The sequence below is a fragment of the Duganella sp. Leaf61 genome (assembly GCF_001421905.1).
Lineage (GTDB): Bacteria > Pseudomonadota > Gammaproteobacteria > Burkholderiales > Burkholderiaceae_D > Rugamonas > Rugamonas zoogloeoides.
Map to the genome: position 1 here is coordinate 1 of NZ_LMLM01000033.1, position 16,800 is coordinate 16,800.

The window sequence follows — 16,800 nt, forward strand, 5'->3', positions numbered from 1 at the left end:
CTGCTTGAACTCAGGGGAAAATGTACGTCTTTGCTTGCTCATCAAACACCTCTCCATGGCGAGCATTCTCGCCTAAATCAGTGTCCGGGTACATTAGACCACTACAGTCTTTGAGGATCACGAACGCTATCGCTCACTACCGGATATTTCGGCGTTGCAGTGCCAAGCCTGCGCACAAGTTCTTCAAGAGGAAGCGTATCCTTTCCATTGATCGCCCCCTCACGCACAGGAGTTGCATAAAAGTAGCCTTTTTCTAAGCGCAGCAGGTAGGTACTGAACGACTTCTCAAGGGACCGAAGATAATCACGAAGACCGGCCTGGCGTGTTCTGGCCCAGACAAACGATATCCACCGATCCGGTCCACGCGGCGCCCTAACAATGGTAGTCTCCACATCGAGCGACGTATAGTTGCCCACGGCGGCGGGCGAGACGTCGCGCATTATCTGATCAAATAATGACTCAACCACCAGCCCTTCCACCAGTTGATGTTTGTCTGCCCCAAGGATGTTGATAGCTAATTCGTGATTATTCAGATCAAGGGAGTCAAGTGGTCCCCAAGGAGTCTGCATGTGTTCATCCAGAAAATATTGGCATTAGAGCGGACCAGCTTACGCACGTCGGCAGGCAGCGGCATGTCCCACTGTTCGAACACACCAAGGTGGATATCGACCTGCGAAAAATGGCATCAGCTCGCCATATTACCCCAAAGCAATCTTCAGCGCGCAATGTTATTCAATACATGCCATGATTCATAGGTAAAAATGCGTACCCCTCAGGTAATGTCGTGGGATCGTGACTATCTTTACCGATAAAAGATACTCAAATTCTGATACGAAATATCGCACCGAAACTTCTTAAAGGAAGCAAGTGCACAAAGGGTAAAGCGACGGTGCTAAGAGCGCTGGTCAATCGCGCTTTTGGTTTGAATGTGGTGCGGCGACGTGACGGATTTCCGTAGGCCCAGACTGCGCAGAGCCAGTACGCACCCACGTTGACACGGCATCAGCAAGCAAGTCAGGAGCCCAACGAAGACGTCCCCGTAAGGCACACTCCCAAACTAACAGCACGCGCCAACCATCCTCAGAAAGTCTTTCAACATTGACTCTGTCACGCTGACGATTGAGAGCAATTTTGGCGGCCCAGAACTCTCTCCGCGCCTTGGGAAGCTTAAAAAGATAACAGTCGTGGCCGTGCCAAAAACATCCGTGAACAAACACAGCAACGCGGTGTTTAGGAAGGACAAAGTCGGGCTTGCCGTACATGCCGGCGACGTGTAGCCGGAACCGGAGACCACGCGCGAAAAGCAGCTTCCTCAGCATAACTTCCGGAGCGGTATTCTTGTTCCGAACGGCCTGCATGTTTCTGCGCCGTTGCTCCGGAGTATGCACGTCGCTCATTTTAGGCAGCTAACGGGGTGCTCTTCAATCCGTCCGCAATCTTCTTGCCCCGAATGATCCGGTCCTTCATGAGCTCGGCTACCGCCCTGAAAACAGGCACTACCACGGAATTTCCGAATTGTTTGTAGGTCTGCATATCAGAGACTGGCATGCGGAATGTCGACTCACCAGGACGGTCGTACCCCATCAATCTTGCGCATTCTTTAGGCGTCAATCGTCTGGGGCGATTATCAATATTCTGGGGATTACTGAACTCAAGACTATGATCGTACCCTCGATCAATTAGAATTTCTGATCCGTCCTTATAGTACCGAGCTGACAGTGTGCGCGTGACGTCATGTGGTTTAACAAGTCCATAGCCGAAGCCGTTCCCTTTTGCTTTATGCTTAATAGAGTAATTGAACAGATACTCCCAAAGCTTAGGCGTCAGCACATACTTGCGATCATAATCGGTATCAAGGATATCCCCCAGTGAGGGCTTCTTCTCGGGGAAGTGCTTAGCGATCTCCCGGAGCGTAAAACCAGCGTCCACGCCAAGATCCTTTCGGAAACCGACCAATACTATTCGCTCTCGGTGCTGCGGCACGAAATGCCGGCTGTCGATGATCTTCGGATCGTCGGTGCCGGTGCTCTCAGCATCGGCAACCACATAGCCAAGCTCGTCAAGGCTTTTCATGATTACCCTGAACGTGTTGCCTTTATCATGACTCTTCAGGTTTTTTACATTCTCAAGTACAAATGCAACCGGACGTTTAGCGGCAATAATACGCGCCACGTCAAAAAACAGCGTGCCTTGGGTGTCGCACTCGAACCCATGTTTGCGCCCTAAAGAATTTTTCTTCGACACACCTGCGATCGAGAAAGGCTGACATGGGAAACCTGCTAACAATACATCGTGATCAGGGATCTCTGAATCAATATTACGGTAGGCCTGGTCTTCCGAGATCTCGACATTGCTGCTTAGGGTAATCTCCCTAATATCAGAGTTGAATTTATGAAAAGACGGGTCGCTGTAGTGATTCGCTTTATAAGTTCTGACAGCGTATGGATTCCACTCGCTTGTAAACACGCAACGTCCCCCGACCTCCTCAAAACCACGTCGTATGCCACCGATGCCTGCAAACAGATCAATAAAATCGAATTTAGGTTTTGCGCCTTTGGAAGGAGCCAGAGGAAGCAGAGATCTGAGGCGCTCATGCTCAATCTGGCTTAGCGCCTGCTCGGCCGAGCCACTGATCAGGCGCTTCAACGATTCCCTCGTCCATGCCTCAGGGGAAGCTGCGTTAAGCTCCTCAACCACTCTCTTCAGGTCGTAACTTTCCAGTACCTGCGATAGCAACGCCAGGTCTTCTTGCTTATGTTTCATGGGTTCTCTTCGGGGAAATCTGCATCAACTGCCAACCTTTCATTCTACCGGTCGTGGCCCGGAAAGCCAACGCCGCAGAGAGAAGGAAATGATGAAATTATACTGTATATGGATACAGCCATCTAATCTTCCTCCCATGGCGTCAGCCATCTGTGGCAAGAGCAGAGAGCACTTCTTCCACAGCAGGCAAAACGATGTGCGTCGCCTAAGTTGCGCCATGGCATGGCAGGCTTGGCAAGAACGTCCTGAGTAATTTCGCAAACCGCACAATCGGGCATGAGTTCTCCGATTCGACTTCTCCGTCGACAGGCAGTTGGCTGTTTGCTACACTGCAATTTTCCACTTTGGAGCTTTACAAATATGAACGAACCCGTGCAGCGCTACACACTTGAGCTTGACGCGCACTCCATTGATGACGAGTTCGAACAACTAATTTTGAGAGATCACGACGTGCACATTAGCGACCGAAGCGGTGAGCCATGGTCGGTGGAATTTGAAGGTACGCGCGAACAACTCACAGCCATGGTGAAAAACCACTGGGGTGAAGATATCGAACTGAGCGACGATGACTTCTCGCCGGTCAAATCAAACGGCGGTTCCTCGCCTTGATCTTACTGATCAAACTCACACCGGAACTATCGTCAGCGAAGAACCATGAAAATCGCAACAGCTATCGCCGTGACGCAGGCAGCAGACAAGTTGAGCACGGCAGCCACGTAGCCGCGTGACGACGCCTCTTCCATCCTACTCACCATCACCGCTATTCTGTCGGTAACTGTTGAGGCTACCGACCTAGCTGATATGTCCGCCATCTGGGCCATCGACTCTCTGCTCGCATCCAGCGCAGCATTTAGTACGCGCTCCGCTTTCTCGTGAGCGTCCATCCCCCAGCGATTGCCCAAGGCCTCTATCTCCTCCTTGTACTGAGTGAGCAGCTTCTGCTGTGCAGATACGCTGTCCTGCAACAGTCGATGATTAATCGTCTGTAAAACAAGTATTGGATCATCGCGCGCAACCGCGATCCCGTGCTTGCTGGCGATCTCGCGGATCAGCAGTTCAATTTTATCGTCAGCATTCATCACAGCACCGCCGCCTTGTCCAGCTGCCCGAACACTTGGCCCTTGACGATTTTCAACCGCTGCCTGGTCATGATTGTCAGCGTCTCTCGAGCCAGCGCTTCGTCGAATGTCAGACGCGTTTGGAGCATCTCAGCCAAGTCTCTGCCATAGGTCTCCTTCTTCAGGTCCGGCAGATGCACGATGGCCGACACGCGCTCCTTGTGTGCTGAATAAGCCCTCATCTGCTCAAACGGCTTACCTTCCTGTTCGATGGGTCCCCAGAACGGATTGAGCCAGACAATGAACTGCGCCTCGTCTTCGCGGAACTGGCCGAGCAGCTGAGCAAATCCGCTCACAGTATCAAGCAGCGCCTGCCCACCGGTGACAACGGTATGGATGATGAGCTGGTGTCCCATCCCCCCGAGCAGCGCGGGCACTTGGTTGCTGATCACGAAATGTGACAGCGGCACAAAGGCGCTGGCGCCGTTGTCGATAACGACATCGCCTTGTGCTGCGGCGATCATTTCGATCAGCGTGTCGAAACTGCGCGGGTTGATCTCGTCGCCTTCCATGATCTGCAGGAGCTGGACGTCTAGCGCCTTGTATCCGTTGAAGGTTGCGTTGACGGGGTCTGTATCGATGCAGGTTAGCGCATGTCCGCGCTCTAGCTTGTACTGCGCCAGAAACGCAGCGGCAACCGACTTGCCTACCCCGCCCTTCCCTTGCAGCAGCATGTGGATCTTGGCCATTATATTAAATCCTCCTTCCTTGGTACCGGGTTGAATGTGAAGCCGCGAATCTCGTCAGGCGGACTCCTTTGTACGCCAGTCTTTAGCGGCAGCAATACGGGAGCCCTTGCAGGCACTGGCGGCGTTTTGGCTGGATTTTTGGCTGCCTCCTTGCGGATGTAGCGGTTGACGAAGTTGCGGAATGTGTCGTACTGACACGGCACTCGTCCCTTCTCATGCAGGTAGCGCCAGATCGTGAGCACGGGATAGCCGGCGTCCAGGCCGGCTTTGATATCGTCGCGCACGGCCAGCAGCGCAACAAGGTTCTTCTGGCGCGGAGTTGATGCGCGTCGCGTTGCCCACGCTTCCAGCGTTTCGTTGTCCCGTTTGTTCATGGCTGCTTGTCGCCCAGGTGAAATGTTCCGGTGTCTGTGCCGTTCTGGCCCTGTTCCAGTATAGGCAGGCCTCGTCATTGATTTCGGTATACCGGTCAAATACTCGCCAAAAGCTTGATCAAAACGAGGTTCGTCCGAAGTCGCTACCGTACTCTTTCGTGGAGTAACCGGCGCGCAGAGCCGGGCAGGATAGGTGTTGTGGGCCCACAGCCGGCGGCTGCGTTCCCACAACACATTCCTTATTCGCACTTCGTGCTCAACGGAATCCTGCTCTGCGAGGCCAAGCGGCTACCGCCGCCCAGATTCAAGGACAAGCCATGGCTGAACAAACCAAGCGGGGCACACCGCCGATCAAGGTGTATTGCCTGCCAGAGCAACGCAACCGGCTGCTGGTGCTGGCCGCAAACGCGAACCTGAGCGTGTCGTCGTACTTGCTCAAGGTGGGGCTCGGCTATCGCGTGAGGGGAATGCTCGATCACCGGCGCGTCGAGGAACTTGTACGCGTCAATGGCGACCTGGGACGGCTCGGCGGGCTGCTCAAGCTATGGCTGACCAACGACGAGAGAACGGAAGCTTTCGGCGAAGCCACCATCCGCGCACTGCTCAGCAAGATCGCTGATACCCAAGACACGATCCACGAGGTAATGCAGCAGGTGGTGCTAAGTGGCACAGGGCAGCAAGACTTTTAGCCGCTGAAATGTCCGGAGACCGACATGATCATCAAGCACGTTGCGATGAAGTCTGCGAAGAAAAGCAGTTTCATCGGCCTGATTCGATATCTCATCGGCGCGCAGGGCAAAGACGTGCGTGTCGGCGAGGTTCTGCTGACCAACTGCCAGTCTGCCGACGCGCGCAATGCTGCGCTCGAAGTGACCATCACGCAAGAGCAGAACACTCGCTCACACGCAGACAAAACTTACCACCTGATTGTCAGCTTCCGCGAAGGCGAAAGCCCGGCGCCCGAAATACTGAAAGCCATCGAACAGAAAATATGCGACGGCCTCGGCTTTGGCGAGCACCAGCGCATCAGCGTCGTGCACCACGACACCGACAACCTGCACATGCATATCGCCATCAACAAGGTCCACCCTGCCCGCCTGACCGTCCACGAGCCTTACAACGCGTACCACACCTTCGCCAAGCTGTGCGACCGGATGGAAAAGGCATTCGGCTTGCAGCGCGACAATCACACGCCGGGCAAAACCACCAGCGAGAACCGCGCGGCGGACTTGGAGCAGCACGCGGCCGTCGAGAGCCTGCTTGGCTGGATCAGGCGCGAGTGCGCGGACCAGATCAGGGAGGCGCGCACCTGGGCGCAATTGCACCAGGCGCTCGACGAACATGGCCTCCAGCTGCGGGCGCGCGGGAACGGCTTCGTCATCACCAGCGAGGACGGCATATCGGTAAAAGCGAGCTCCGTCGCCCGGGAATTTTCAAAAGAAAAACTGGAGAGCCGGCTGGGCAGCTTCCAGCCGTCGCCCCACACCACGCCGGCCCAGCGGCCCGGAAAGCGCTACAGCAAGCAGCCCACCGGAACGAATGCGGACACCACCGCCCTCTTCGCGCGCTACAAGAGCTCACAGCACCTGGCGATGGCGACGAGGGCGGACGAGTGGCGCAAGGCCGCTACGCGCAAACAGCGCCTCATCGAGGCCGCCAAGCGTAACGGCCGCCTCAAGCGCGCCGCCATCAGGCTGGTCCGCGCTTCGCGCACCGGCAAGAAACTCATGTATGCAGCCACGAGCAAGGTACTGCGCGACGAGATCACTGCCATCAACCGGCAATACCTCAAGGAGCGGCAGCAGATCCACGGCAAGTACCGGCGGCTGGCGTGGGCAGACTGGCTGCGGCAGGAGGCCCACGCGGGCGACCAGGAGGCGCTGCAGGCGCTTCGCGCGCGCAGGAAGGCTTCTACCCACCACGGCGACACGCTGCGCGGCACAGGCCCGGTACAGGCGCCGTTTGCAGGCGCCCGGCACGACAGCGTGACGAAAAAGGGAACGCTGATCTACCGCTTCGGCGCCAGCGTGGTACGCGACGACGGCGCCAGGCTCGATGTCGCGCGTGGCGCCACCCAGGCGGAACTCGAAGCTGCGCTGCGCCTGGCGATGGCGCGCTACGGGCACCGCATCTCGGTGACCGGTTCGGAGCAGTTCAAGGAGCACATCGCGCGGGCGGCCGCTGCCGCCCATCTTTCCGTCAGCTTCGACGACGACGCGCTGGAACGGCGCCGCCAGCTGCTGGCGCAATCTACGACCAGGAAGGGGAATCATCATGGCAACGACACAAACCAATACGCAGGAGCAGGACGACGACCTGATCAAGGCCGCCATGGCAGCCGTGCAGCAGTCACCGGCCGCCCAGCAGAACGCGCAAGCGCCAGGCGGCCAGCCGGACAACAGCAGCATGCCCACGGTACCCAGCCACACGCTGGAAACCCTGGAGCCGCGCCGCCGGCCGCAGCCCGCCACCATCTGCGAGGGCTGTCCGAACTCGGTGTGGTTCACGTCCCCGAGCGAACTGAAATGCTACTGCCGGGTGATGTACCTGATCACCTGGGCAAGCCGGGAGCCGAACCAGCTCACGGCGTGCGACGGTATCTTCATCGGCCAGGAAGACGCGCTGCACATGTGAGGCGCGGCGGCCAGATCGCCGGCGGCAAGCCGCTGGTGGCTAGCGCCGGCACGGCGCCGCCGCCAGCGAGCCAGGGCCGCCTGCTGCCGCTGTCCCGGCTTGGCAGGCTGGCACTGGACAAGGCGGCTGCCCCCGGTCTGCCTCGCGTTGAGCAGCGTGACGAAAACCAGCAGGGGTCACAATCCACCGCGCCCGTGAAAGACACCGCCCGTCGTCCCCCTGCGCACTTGCCATCTCCGCCGGCAGGAACCGGGAACGTACAGACGGCCAGCAACGCACAGCCAAAACGCGGGGTGGAAAGAGACGCCGGGCAACCAGCAGACGCTACAAAAAATATCCAGATTCCATCAAAAACCCGCCAGCTACGTGCAGCCGAGAAATACATCATTGAGCGAGAACAAAAGCGCGTCAATGGGTTCGATATACCGAAGCACAAGCTCTACACTTTTAGCGAAGATACCTCTGCCGAGTTCGCCGGCCTGCGCCGCATCGATGCCCAGGCGCTGGCCCTGCTGCGGCTTGGCGACGGCATCGCGGTGCTGCCCGTGGACGACGCGACGGCGCAGCGTCTCAAGCGCCTGCCGCGCGGCCAGACGGTCACCGTCACGGCCGCAGGTACGGTCAAGAGGAAAGGATGGAGCAGATGAAAGACCGATTCAACAACGCGGTAGGGCCGCAGGTACGCACCGCCCGCAAGAAATCGGGCAAGCTGGTGCCGGTGCTCGCTGCCTTCACGCTCTACGCCGCGCTGCATGCCGCCACCCAGATCTTTGCACGCGACATGCACTACCAGCCTTCGCTCGGCGCGCATTTCCGCGAGATCTATCCGCCGTGGGCGATCATGCAGTGGGCGGCGAAATGGTACCATCTGCACCCCGACGCCTTCCGGCGCGCCGGCGGCGCCGGCATCTCGATCGCCAGCCTTGGCCTGATCGTCCTGGCCGTCACCCGGATGGTGATGGCCAATACCTCCCGGGTGAACGAATACCTGCACGGTTCGGCGCGGTGGGCCAACAAGCGCGATATCGAGCAGGCCGGCCTGCTGCCTGCGCGGCGCTCATTCTTTGATCGGCTGCGCGGCACGCTATCGAAGCCGCATGCCGGCGTGTACGTGGGCGCTTGGCTCGACAAGGGCGGCGCCCTGCACTACCTGCGCCACGACGGCCCGGAGCACGTCTTGACCTACGCGCCCACGCGCTCGGGCAAAGGCGTCGGCCTGGTTGTTCCTACGCTGCTGTCGTGGCCCGAGAGCGCCGTCATCACCGACCTGAAAGGCGAGCTGTGGGCGATGACTGCCGGCTGGCGGCAGAAGCACGCGCGCAACAAGGTGCTGCGCTTCGAGCCGGCGGCGCCTGACTGCGAAGTTTTTTTCAATCCGCTCGACGAGATCCGCATCGGCACCTCGTACGAGGTGGGCGACGTGCAGAACCTGGCGACGCTGGTCGTGGACCCGGATGGCAAGGGCCTGGAGACACACTGGCAGAAAACCAGCCAGGCGCTCTTGGTTGGCGTGATCCTGCACGCGCTGCACAAGCGCCGCCACGAGGGCACGCCTGCCTCCCTGCCCTACGTCGATCACCTGCTGGCCAACCCGGACCGCAGCGTGGCCGAGCTCTGGATGGAAATGGTCACTTACGGCCACGTCGATGGCCAGCCGCACCCGGTGGTGAGCGCCGCCGCGCGCGACATGATGGACCGCCCGGAAGAAGAAGCCGGGTCGGTACTGTCCACGGCAAAGTCCTATCTCGCCCTGTACCGCGACCCGGTGGTAGCAAAAAACGTGGGCGTCTCCAACTTCCGCATCCGCGACCTGATGAACCATGACCGGCCGGTGAGCCTGTACATCGTCACCCAGCCCAACGACAAGGCGCGGCTGCGTCCATTGGTGCGGGTAATGGTCAACATGGTGGTGCGGCTGCTGGCCGACAAGCTCGAATTCGAGCGCGCACTGGCCGCTGCACCGTGGTGGCAGACATGGCTGGCCAGGGCAGGCAGAAAAATCGAGCCAAGATCGTTCGTGCGCGCCAGGCGCGGCTACAAGTACCGGCTGCTGGGGATGATCGATGAATTCCCCAGCCTTGGCCGGCTGGAGATCCTGCAGGAGTCGCTCGCCTTCATCGCCGCCTACGGCATCAAGCTGTACCTGATCTGCCAGGACATCAACCAGCTCAAGAGCCGCGAAACCGGCTACGGCCCGGACGAGACGATCACCTCGAACTGCCACGTACAGAACGCCTACCCGCCCAACCGCATCGAAACGGCAGAGCACCTGTCCAAGCTGACCGGCACCACCACGGTGGCCAAGGAGCAGATCACCACCAGCGGCAAGCGTACCAGCGCCCTGCACGGCCAGGTGTCGCGCACCATCCAGGAAGTCCAGCGCCCGCTGCTCACGCCCGACGAGTGCCTGCGTATGCCGGGCCCCGCCAAGGAGGGAGAGCTGATCGTCGCACCCGGCGACATGGTGGTGTACGTCGCCGGTTTTCCCGCCATTTACGGGCGCCAGCCGCTGTACTTCAAGGACCGCATCTTCAGCGCCCGCGCAGCCGTGCCGGAGCCGGAACACAGCGACGTGCTGCGCGTGGTGACGCCACACGACAAGCGGGAGATCCGGCTATGAAGAAGATATGGCGCATGGCAGTGCTGGCGGCGCCGATCGCGGGCAGCGTAGTACTGGCTGTCGGGGTGCTGTGCTATCTCGCAGGCGCGCGCGTCAACACCAGCAAGAGCATCCCGGTGGGACTGTACTGGACCAGCGGCCGGCCGGTCGAGCGCGGCGCATACGTCGTGCTGTGCCCTCCGCAGGTGGGCGTGGTCGCCGAGGCGCTGCGCCGAGGCTACCTGTCCGCCGGCTTCTGCCCCGGCGGCTATGGCTTCATGATGAAGAAGGTGGCCGCCCTCAAGGACGACGTGGTCGATATCGGCAACGCGGGCGTAGCGGTCAACGGCACCTTGCTACCACTGAGCGCACCGCTGCGGCAGGACGCAGCAGGCCGGCCCATGCCGCGCTACCAGGCCACGCATTTCGTCATCGGCAATTCCGAGGCGCTGCTGATGTCGGACGTCAGCAGCACCTCGTTCGACGGGCGCTACATCGGACCGGTCAACCGCGCGCAGATCGAGGCCGTGATCGTGCCGGTCCTGGTCCGGCACGATGAGCGCCCGCCCCATGCCACGCCTGCCCCACATCACTGAGCCGGCAGGCTTTACCCAAGGAGAACAACGTGAACCAGCACACGACAGCAACCGTTATCCCGTTCCCACGCGGCGAGTTGGACGAAGTCAACCTGGATTTCAACCTGGAGCATCAGCACCTCGCCGTATCGAAGCTGCATGACGCGCTCACCCCGGGCTTCGCAGCGGAGTTCACGCCGGCGGAAGCAGAGATGGCTGGGGCCTTCCGCGAAGACGCGCTGTCGGAGGCCGAGGCCTTCGACAGCGCGCTCGACGCGTAAGCCTGGCGCCGGCCGCATGATCAAGGAGGACAAAACATGGACAGCGAAAAGCAGTCATTCCCCGACAAGGTCGCGGAAAAGCTGATCGAGCAGCTGCGCGAAGGCACCGCGCCATGGCAGAAGCCTTGGCAACCCGGCGAGGTGTCATCGCGCCTGCCGGTCAATCCCGTCACGGGAAACCGCTACAAGGGCATCAACGCCCTGCACCTGATGAGCGAGGGCCGCGAGGACCAGCGCTGGATGACCTACAAGCAGGCCGAGTCGCTCGATGCGCAGGTGCGCAAGGGCGAGAAAGGCACGGCGATCCAGTACTGGAAATTCACCGAGGACCAGATCCAGACCGATACCAACGGCAAGCCGATTTTCGATGCGCGTGGCGAACCGGTCAAGGAAACCGTGCAGCTGGAGCGCCCCCGCGTATTTTTTGCCACCGTCTTCAATGCCGAGCAGATCGACGGCCTGCCGCCGCTGGAGCGCAAGGCGCAGAGCTGGAATCCTGTCGATCGCGCCGAAAAAATCCTGCAGGCCAGCGGCGCCGACCTGCGGCACGGACGGCAGGACAGCGCCTTCTACCGCCCCGCCACCGACACCATCCACCTGCCGGCAAAAGAACAGTTCCCCACCGCCGACAACTACTACGCAACAGCGCTGCACGAACTGGGCCACTGGAGCGGCCACGCTTCGCGCCTGGACCGCGACCTGGTGCACCCTTTCGGCAGCGACGGCTATGCCCGGGAGGAGCTGCGGGCCGAAATCGCCAGCATGATCATGGGCGACGAAATCGGCATCGGCCACGATCCGAAGCAGCATGCGGCCTACGTCGATTCGTGGATCAGGGTGCTGCGCGAAGACCCGCTTGAAATCTTCCGCGCCGCCAGCGACGCCGAGAAAATCCAGTCCTACGTGCTGGGGCTCGAGAAGAAGATGGTACAGGACGAGGCGCTGCAAAACGGCCAGCAGTACGCAGAACGCGCGCAGCAAAAGGTGGTGGCGGTCGCGCAAAACCGGACGGAGGTTGACATGGGAATGCCGAACGATGGCACCGACCAGGAAACGCTGGCGCAGCGCGCCGAGGCCTGGGTGCTGGCGCGCCTGGAACAGCGCACGCTGCTGCGCGCAATGGACGTCGCCAGCGACGCCCAGCTCGAGCGAATCAGCGCGGTGCTGTCGGACATGTGGCCCGCCAGCGGCGACAATCCGTTCTGGCAGCGGCACGCCATGCCAGACAACATGGCGGACCTGCCGCTGAAAGCCGCCGAAGCGCGTGAAGGAGCGGAGCTGCGGCTGCTCGATTCTTCTGTCGCCGCAGCCCGGAAGGATCTTCTGCGCGAGCGCGCCGCCAATGGCGCGACAGCCGATCAAGTGGAGGCATTTGTGCGCGAATCCGAAAGTGTACTGGGATTGGCGTTGCCACATGACTGGAACGGGCGCGTGCGCGTTGAAGGCTTCGGCACCGAGATGGTCGATGGCGAACCGTCGTTCACCACCATCCTGCCCAAGGGTGCGGAACCAGAAGGCTGGGGCGTGTTCACGGAGCACAGTGACGGCAGGCATACGATGGTCGCGAGGTACGCCAAGGAGGAATTTGCCACCTTCCTCGCGGACCGCCTGTCGCTGCTCGACGCGCATTCGACGCTGAACGAGCACGAAGCGGCAGCCAAGCTGGCGCGCATCAACGAGGAGCGCGTGCGCCGCGATCCCGACAGCACCGAGGAAGACATTGCCGCCGCCCGCGAGCTGCGCAAGAACAGCGACTTCGTGGCCGTCACGCAGGACGAGGACCTGCAACGCCGGATCGCTGTTGAACAGGAGAAGAAGGTACACCAGGCGCAGTCGGACAATGATGCGGCGGCAGGCAGGATGCTCATCGATGTACCTTACAAGCAGAAGGACGAAGCAAAAGCACTTGGCGCAATGTGGGACCGCCAGGAGCAGTCGTGGTTCGTGCCTGGCGGCCTCGATCTGGCGCCGTTTTCCAAATGGGTGCCGCAAGAACGGGAGCAGCCTGCCGCCATGCAGCAAGCGCCAGCGGCAAACGCTGCGAGCGCGCCCGGCTCGCTTGATGCGCCGCGCCAGTATCTTGCCGTTCCGTTTGATGATCGCGCGCAGGCCAAGGCCGCAGGCGCGCGCTGGGACAGCTCTGCCAGATCATGGTACGCGGAGCCAGGCGCCGACATGTCCAGCCTGGAAAAATGGAAGCCGGAGAATGTCCCCGCGCAGCAGTCCCCGGCGATGGGGGCGCGAGAGGAATTTGCCGAGGCACTGCGTTCGGCGGGCTGCGTGGTCAGCGGCCAGCACCCGGTGATGGACGGCGAGAAGCACCGCATCAGCGTGGAGGGAGAAAAATTCTCGCAGAATGCCGGCGCCGGCTTCTACGTGGGCCACCTGGACGGGCACCCGGCCGGCTACATCAAGAACAACAAGACCGGCGAGGAAGTGTCGTGGAAAGCCAAGGGCTACGTGGCAGATCCGGCGCAGAAGGCGCTGCTGGCGGCGCAGGCGGCATCCAGACAGCAGCAGCGCGAAGCCGAGGTATCGCGCCGCCAGGAGCAGGCGGCAGCACGCGTCGCGCGGCAAATGCAGAAGCTCGTGACGGTGGCCGAGCCGACGCCGTACATGCAGGCCAAGGGCATCGCCCCGCATGCCGGAGCGCTGACCGACAAGGATGGCAGGAAGACCTACGTGCCGGCAGTCGATGCCGATGGCAAGCAGTGGAGCATGCAGTACATCCAGGAGGACGGCACCAAGCGCTTCGCAAAGGACAGCAGGAAGGACGGCTGCTTCCACGCCGTCGGCGGCATGGAGCAGCTGGCTGCCGCCCCTGCCCTTGTCATCGCCGAGGGTTATGCCACAGCAGCGACGCTCAAGCAGGCGCTGGGCTATGCCACGGTGGCGGCGTTCGATGCGGGCAACCTGGCGCAGGTGGCGCGGGCGCTGCATGACAAGTTTCCGGACAAGCCGGTCATCATCGCCGGCGACGACGACCGCCATCTGGCTGCGACCCAAGGCGCCAATCCGGGCCGGATCAAAGCCGAGGAAGCGGCAAGCCTGGTCGGCGGCAAGGTGCTGCTGCCGATCTTCGCACCCGGCGAGAACAGCTTTCCGGCAGGCGTGGAGCCGGTGACCGTCAGCGCATTCCGCCAGCACAGGAACGGGCTGAACGCTCTGAGCGAGGAGCAGACCGATGCGCTTGACCGGATGAAGCAGTTCACCGACTTTAACGACTTGGCCAACAGGAGTTCGCTGGGCATGGCTGGTGTCGAGCGCCAGGTACGCTCGGCCGTGAACGACATCGTGGACAGGCACCGTGAAGCTGCGGTGCAGGAACAGGAGGTTGCGCTCACGCCGGGGCAGGAAGAGTCGGTGGGGCTCAAGCCGAAGCGCAAGCGTGCGGCTGCTATTGCGTGATCGCCAGCCCCGGCCCGGTGACACCCGCCGGGCCGGTGGCAGAAAACCTGGACTATAATGAAATGCATACGTCAATTGAAGGGAGACCATCATGACACTCAAGATTCGCGGACCTCGCAGGTTCGATTCGCCGGGGGTATTGCGCGGCGACGCGCCGTTTCTTGGCGCCACCGTCAAGGAATGGGACGACGCGCTGACCGGCAATATGGAAAAGACGCTGGCGGAGATCAAGCTGCGCATGGCCAATGCGCCGAAGCGCGACGCTGCCAAGGCCGTCACATCCGATCTGGCCAGCTCGGTCAGCAAGCGCCTTGCTGGCGTGAAATAACATCTGCCATCCCTAAGGCGCGGCTGAGTTCGTCCAGCCGCGTTGGCACATGTCCGATCCTAAATCCTCCGCCGACCAGACGCCGCACGTGATGATGTTTGCCGGTCCTAATGGCTCCGGCAAAACCTCGCTGATCGACGACATCAGGCAGACCGGCCTTTCCACGCTGCGCGGCCACTATCTCGTTCCTGAGCGCTTCATCAATCCTGACCAGGTTGCGAAGGACCTGCGTGGCAGCTTTCGCGACCAGGATGAGAGGGATGCGGCGGCGCAGGCAGCGGCGGTCGCGGCGCGTGCAGAAGCGATCGGCAGCCGGATGTCGTTTGCCTTCGAGACCGTGATGTCCCATCCCTCGCGCATCAACGAGATGCTGCTGCTCAAGGAGCAAGGCTACCGCCTGTTCCTCGTCTTCATCACCACCGACGATCCCGAGAAAAATGTTGATCGCGTGAGGTTCCGCTACGAGACCGGTACGACCACCGGGCACTTCGTCGTGCCGGAGAAGGTGCGGGAACGCTACGAGCGTACGCTCAGCCTGCTGCCGCGCGCGGTCGAGGTGGCGGATAGCGCGTACATCTACGACAACTCGGGCGACTTCAAGCGGGCGAAACTGCAGGCGACGGTTGAGCGAAATGGTCCTCTGCTTGTCGCGCCCGATGCGAAAGCGTGGGTGACCAAACGGCTGGTCCGACCGCTTCAACTGCGCGAGCGCGAACTCGAGCAGATTGCTGCGGCTGTTGAAAAGAAAGGACTATTGCTTGGCGCGACAGATGAACTGCGGGGAAGTTACAGCGGTCCGGTCATTTTAAAAACGAACAACTTCATCTGCCAGCTCGATTCTTCCTCCGGCCTGGGAGTGGTCCACGACAATCTACTGCTTGGGATGGAATTCCTTGGCAAATCTGCCGCTACAGCTATAACGGGCAGAAACGAGCAGGTGACGATTCAATACAGCATGGCGAACGCCCCCAGACTGGTGCATCTTGGCGATGTAGTCCGTTTGCCTCGTAAGGCTAAAAAGCCGAGGCTTTAGTTCGGATTGGTAATGGTCTTGCGTCAGATCAAACAGAGCTTATCAGGCATGAACTGGGCAAAGCGGGCCTGGTCGAACACCAGGATTTCAGATACTGGACGTATGGCCAGGCGGATTATTCAGGGAGAATCTTGATGAAGAACTTTACTTTGAGATTGTGTTTATCGGTCAGTTTCGCCCTTTTCCTGGCGGCGTGCGATTCGTATAAGGAACCAAAAACGGTCGAGGAATGGAAGGCTTTCTGCGAAGCGCCGGATAGCTTTGAAAAAATTTAAGCCATCACTGACGAGAAAAAAAGACAAGAAGCAGGGAGTACCTGTTTCCACGCTCCCTGGATACAGTTTCTACCGAGCCCGCCCAAAGCTTGGTAAAGAAAATCATCGATGGCAAATCACCGCAGTTCAGCGCTGCGTGACTCGACGAGAGCGCGTGGTTGATAGGTCACCTTGGGAGTGTTGGCGAGATAAGATCGGCGAGGTGAGCTTTCCGCGTGTCTTTCTCCCGGTACGGGCCTGTACATTTGCGTCATCGAAGCGGTGCCCGCCTGTACCCGCTGCGTAGTAAATCGGGACTCGATCCATACTGCCCAGCGCTCTGATTTTCGAATCAGGTCGGCACGATAAGCCTGATTGAACCGGGGCGTTCGCGAATGATAATTCGCGCAGCGCGTCCAGATGTCTCCGGCGTCCAGTTTGATGTGCTGGCGCAGGCGCCACGCAGCCAGCTCATACGGGTAGCAGCCGGCGGTCGCGACATCGCCGGGGGCTATTCCATAAATCGAGAGCTGCCGCAGATACGCTGTGTTGAACTGAAGAGGACCGACATCGTGCGTACCGTTGGAATTGCGCACCCACTGCCCTGCTTTCCCGCCCTCCTTCTCCGCGACGGCCAGCATGATATTGGCGGGAATGCCGTACTTCACGGCAGCAGCGATTGAGCAGACGACGCGCTCGTGCAGCTGCGGCGGTAGATCCATCGGCATGTTGTCACCTTGCAGG

16 protein-coding genes are annotated in these 16,800 nt (G+C 60.4%); 9 read left to right on the forward strand and 7 right to left on the reverse strand.

All coding sequences use genetic code 11. The features are described 5' to 3' along the window. Positions 1-101 precede the first annotated feature (101 nt). From ASF04_RS27695 to dcm, 3 genes are all read right to left on the reverse strand, one after another. A complete protein-coding gene (locus ASF04_RS27695) occupies positions 102-569 on the reverse strand; it encodes a hypothetical protein (protein WP_156368768.1) in 468 nt (155 codons plus the stop codon). Between the two features lie 336 nt (positions 570-905). After that, entirely contained in the window at positions 906-1,397 is a 492-nt protein-coding gene (locus ASF04_RS27120) for a very short patch repair endonuclease (protein WP_082489017.1), read from the reverse strand. Between the two features lies 1 nt (position 1,398). Continuing rightward, a complete protein-coding gene (gene dcm, locus ASF04_RS25170) occupies positions 1,399-2,763 on the reverse strand; it encodes a DNA (cytosine-5-)-methyltransferase (RefSeq protein ID WP_056148036.1) in 1,365 nt (454 codons plus the stop codon). A gap of 360 nt (positions 2,764-3,123) precedes the next feature. On the opposite strand from dcm, the gene ASF04_RS25175 reads away from it, so the two are divergent. Next, a complete protein-coding gene (locus tag ASF04_RS25175; RefSeq protein WP_056148039.1) occupies positions 3,124-3,372 on the forward strand; it encodes a hypothetical protein in 249 nt (82 codons plus the stop codon). A 32-nt stretch (positions 3,373-3,404) separates the two neighbouring features. On the opposite strand, the gene ASF04_RS25180 is transcribed toward ASF04_RS25175, so the two are convergent. From ASF04_RS25180 to ASF04_RS25190, 3 genes are read right to left on the reverse strand one after another with little or no spacing between them, the layout of a single operon-like run. Next, positions 3,405-3,842, reverse strand: coding sequence for a conjugal transfer protein TraM (locus ASF04_RS25180; protein ID WP_056148042.1), 438 nt, complete (start codon positions 3,840-3,842; stop codon positions 3,405-3,407). Then, positions 3,842-4,570: a conjugal transfer protein TraL gene (locus tag ASF04_RS25185; protein ID WP_056148047.1), complete on the reverse strand. Its 729-nt coding sequence runs from the start codon at positions 4,568-4,570 to the stop codon at positions 3,842-3,844. The genes ASF04_RS25180 and ASF04_RS25185 overlap by 1 nt, the downstream gene beginning before the upstream one ends. Next, positions 4,570-4,944 (reverse strand): TraK family protein, encoded by a 375-nt coding sequence (locus ASF04_RS25190; protein ID WP_056148050.1) that lies wholly within the window; start codon positions 4,942-4,944, stop codon positions 4,570-4,572. Before ASF04_RS25190 ends, ASF04_RS25185 begins: the two co-directional genes overlap by 1 nt. Positions 4,945-5,261: 317 nt before the next feature. Between ASF04_RS25190 and traJ the strand changes: the two genes are divergently transcribed. From traJ to ASF04_RS25230, 8 genes are all read left to right on the forward strand, one after another. Then, complete coding sequence (gene traJ, locus ASF04_RS25195; protein WP_056148053.1) at positions 5,262-5,633, forward strand: conjugal transfer transcriptional regulator TraJ; 372 nt, start codon at positions 5,262-5,264, stop codon at positions 5,631-5,633. 24 nt (positions 5,634-5,657) lie between these two features. Next, a complete protein-coding gene (traI, locus tag ASF04_RS25200) occupies positions 5,658-8,225 on the forward strand; it encodes a TraI/MobA(P) family conjugative relaxase (protein WP_056148055.1) in 2,568 nt (855 codons plus the stop codon). After that, positions 8,222-10,198: a type IV secretory system conjugative DNA transfer family protein gene (locus ASF04_RS25205; RefSeq protein WP_056148618.1), complete on the forward strand. Its 1,977-nt coding sequence runs from the start codon at positions 8,222-8,224 to the stop codon at positions 10,196-10,198. Before traI ends, ASF04_RS25205 begins: the two co-directional genes overlap by 4 nt. Continuing rightward, the gene (traF, locus tag ASF04_RS25210) at positions 10,195-10,773 is read left to right on the forward strand and encodes a conjugative transfer signal peptidase TraF (protein ID WP_056148057.1); all 579 of its coding nucleotides are present in this window, start codon (positions 10,195-10,197) and stop codon (positions 10,771-10,773) included. Before ASF04_RS25205 ends, traF begins: the two co-directional genes overlap by 4 nt. A gap of 29 nt (positions 10,774-10,802) precedes the next feature. After that, positions 10,803-11,033: a hypothetical protein gene (locus ASF04_RS28855; RefSeq protein ID WP_156368769.1), complete on the forward strand. Its 231-nt coding sequence runs from the start codon at positions 10,803-10,805 to the stop codon at positions 11,031-11,033. 36 nt (positions 11,034-11,069) lie between these two features. Beyond that, positions 11,070-14,441 (forward strand): zincin-like metallopeptidase domain-containing protein, encoded by a 3,372-nt coding sequence (locus ASF04_RS25220; protein ID WP_056148063.1) that lies wholly within the window; start codon positions 11,070-11,072, stop codon positions 14,439-14,441. Between the two features lie 91 nt (positions 14,442-14,532). Continuing rightward, positions 14,533-14,769, forward strand: coding sequence for a hypothetical protein (locus tag ASF04_RS25225; protein ID WP_156368770.1), 237 nt, complete (start codon positions 14,533-14,535; stop codon positions 14,767-14,769). A gap of 49 nt (positions 14,770-14,818) precedes the next feature. Continuing rightward, positions 14,819-15,802: a zeta toxin family protein gene (locus ASF04_RS25230; protein ID WP_056148068.1), complete on the forward strand. Its 984-nt coding sequence runs from the start codon at positions 14,819-14,821 to the stop codon at positions 15,800-15,802. Between the two features lie 391 nt (positions 15,803-16,193). On the opposite strand, the gene ASF04_RS25235 is transcribed toward ASF04_RS25230, so the two are convergent. Next, the gene (locus tag ASF04_RS25235; RefSeq protein WP_056148070.1) at positions 16,194-16,784 is read right to left on the reverse strand and encodes a hypothetical protein; all 591 of its coding nucleotides are present in this window, start codon (positions 16,782-16,784) and stop codon (positions 16,194-16,196) included. Between the last annotated feature and the right edge of the window lie 16 nt (positions 16,785-16,800).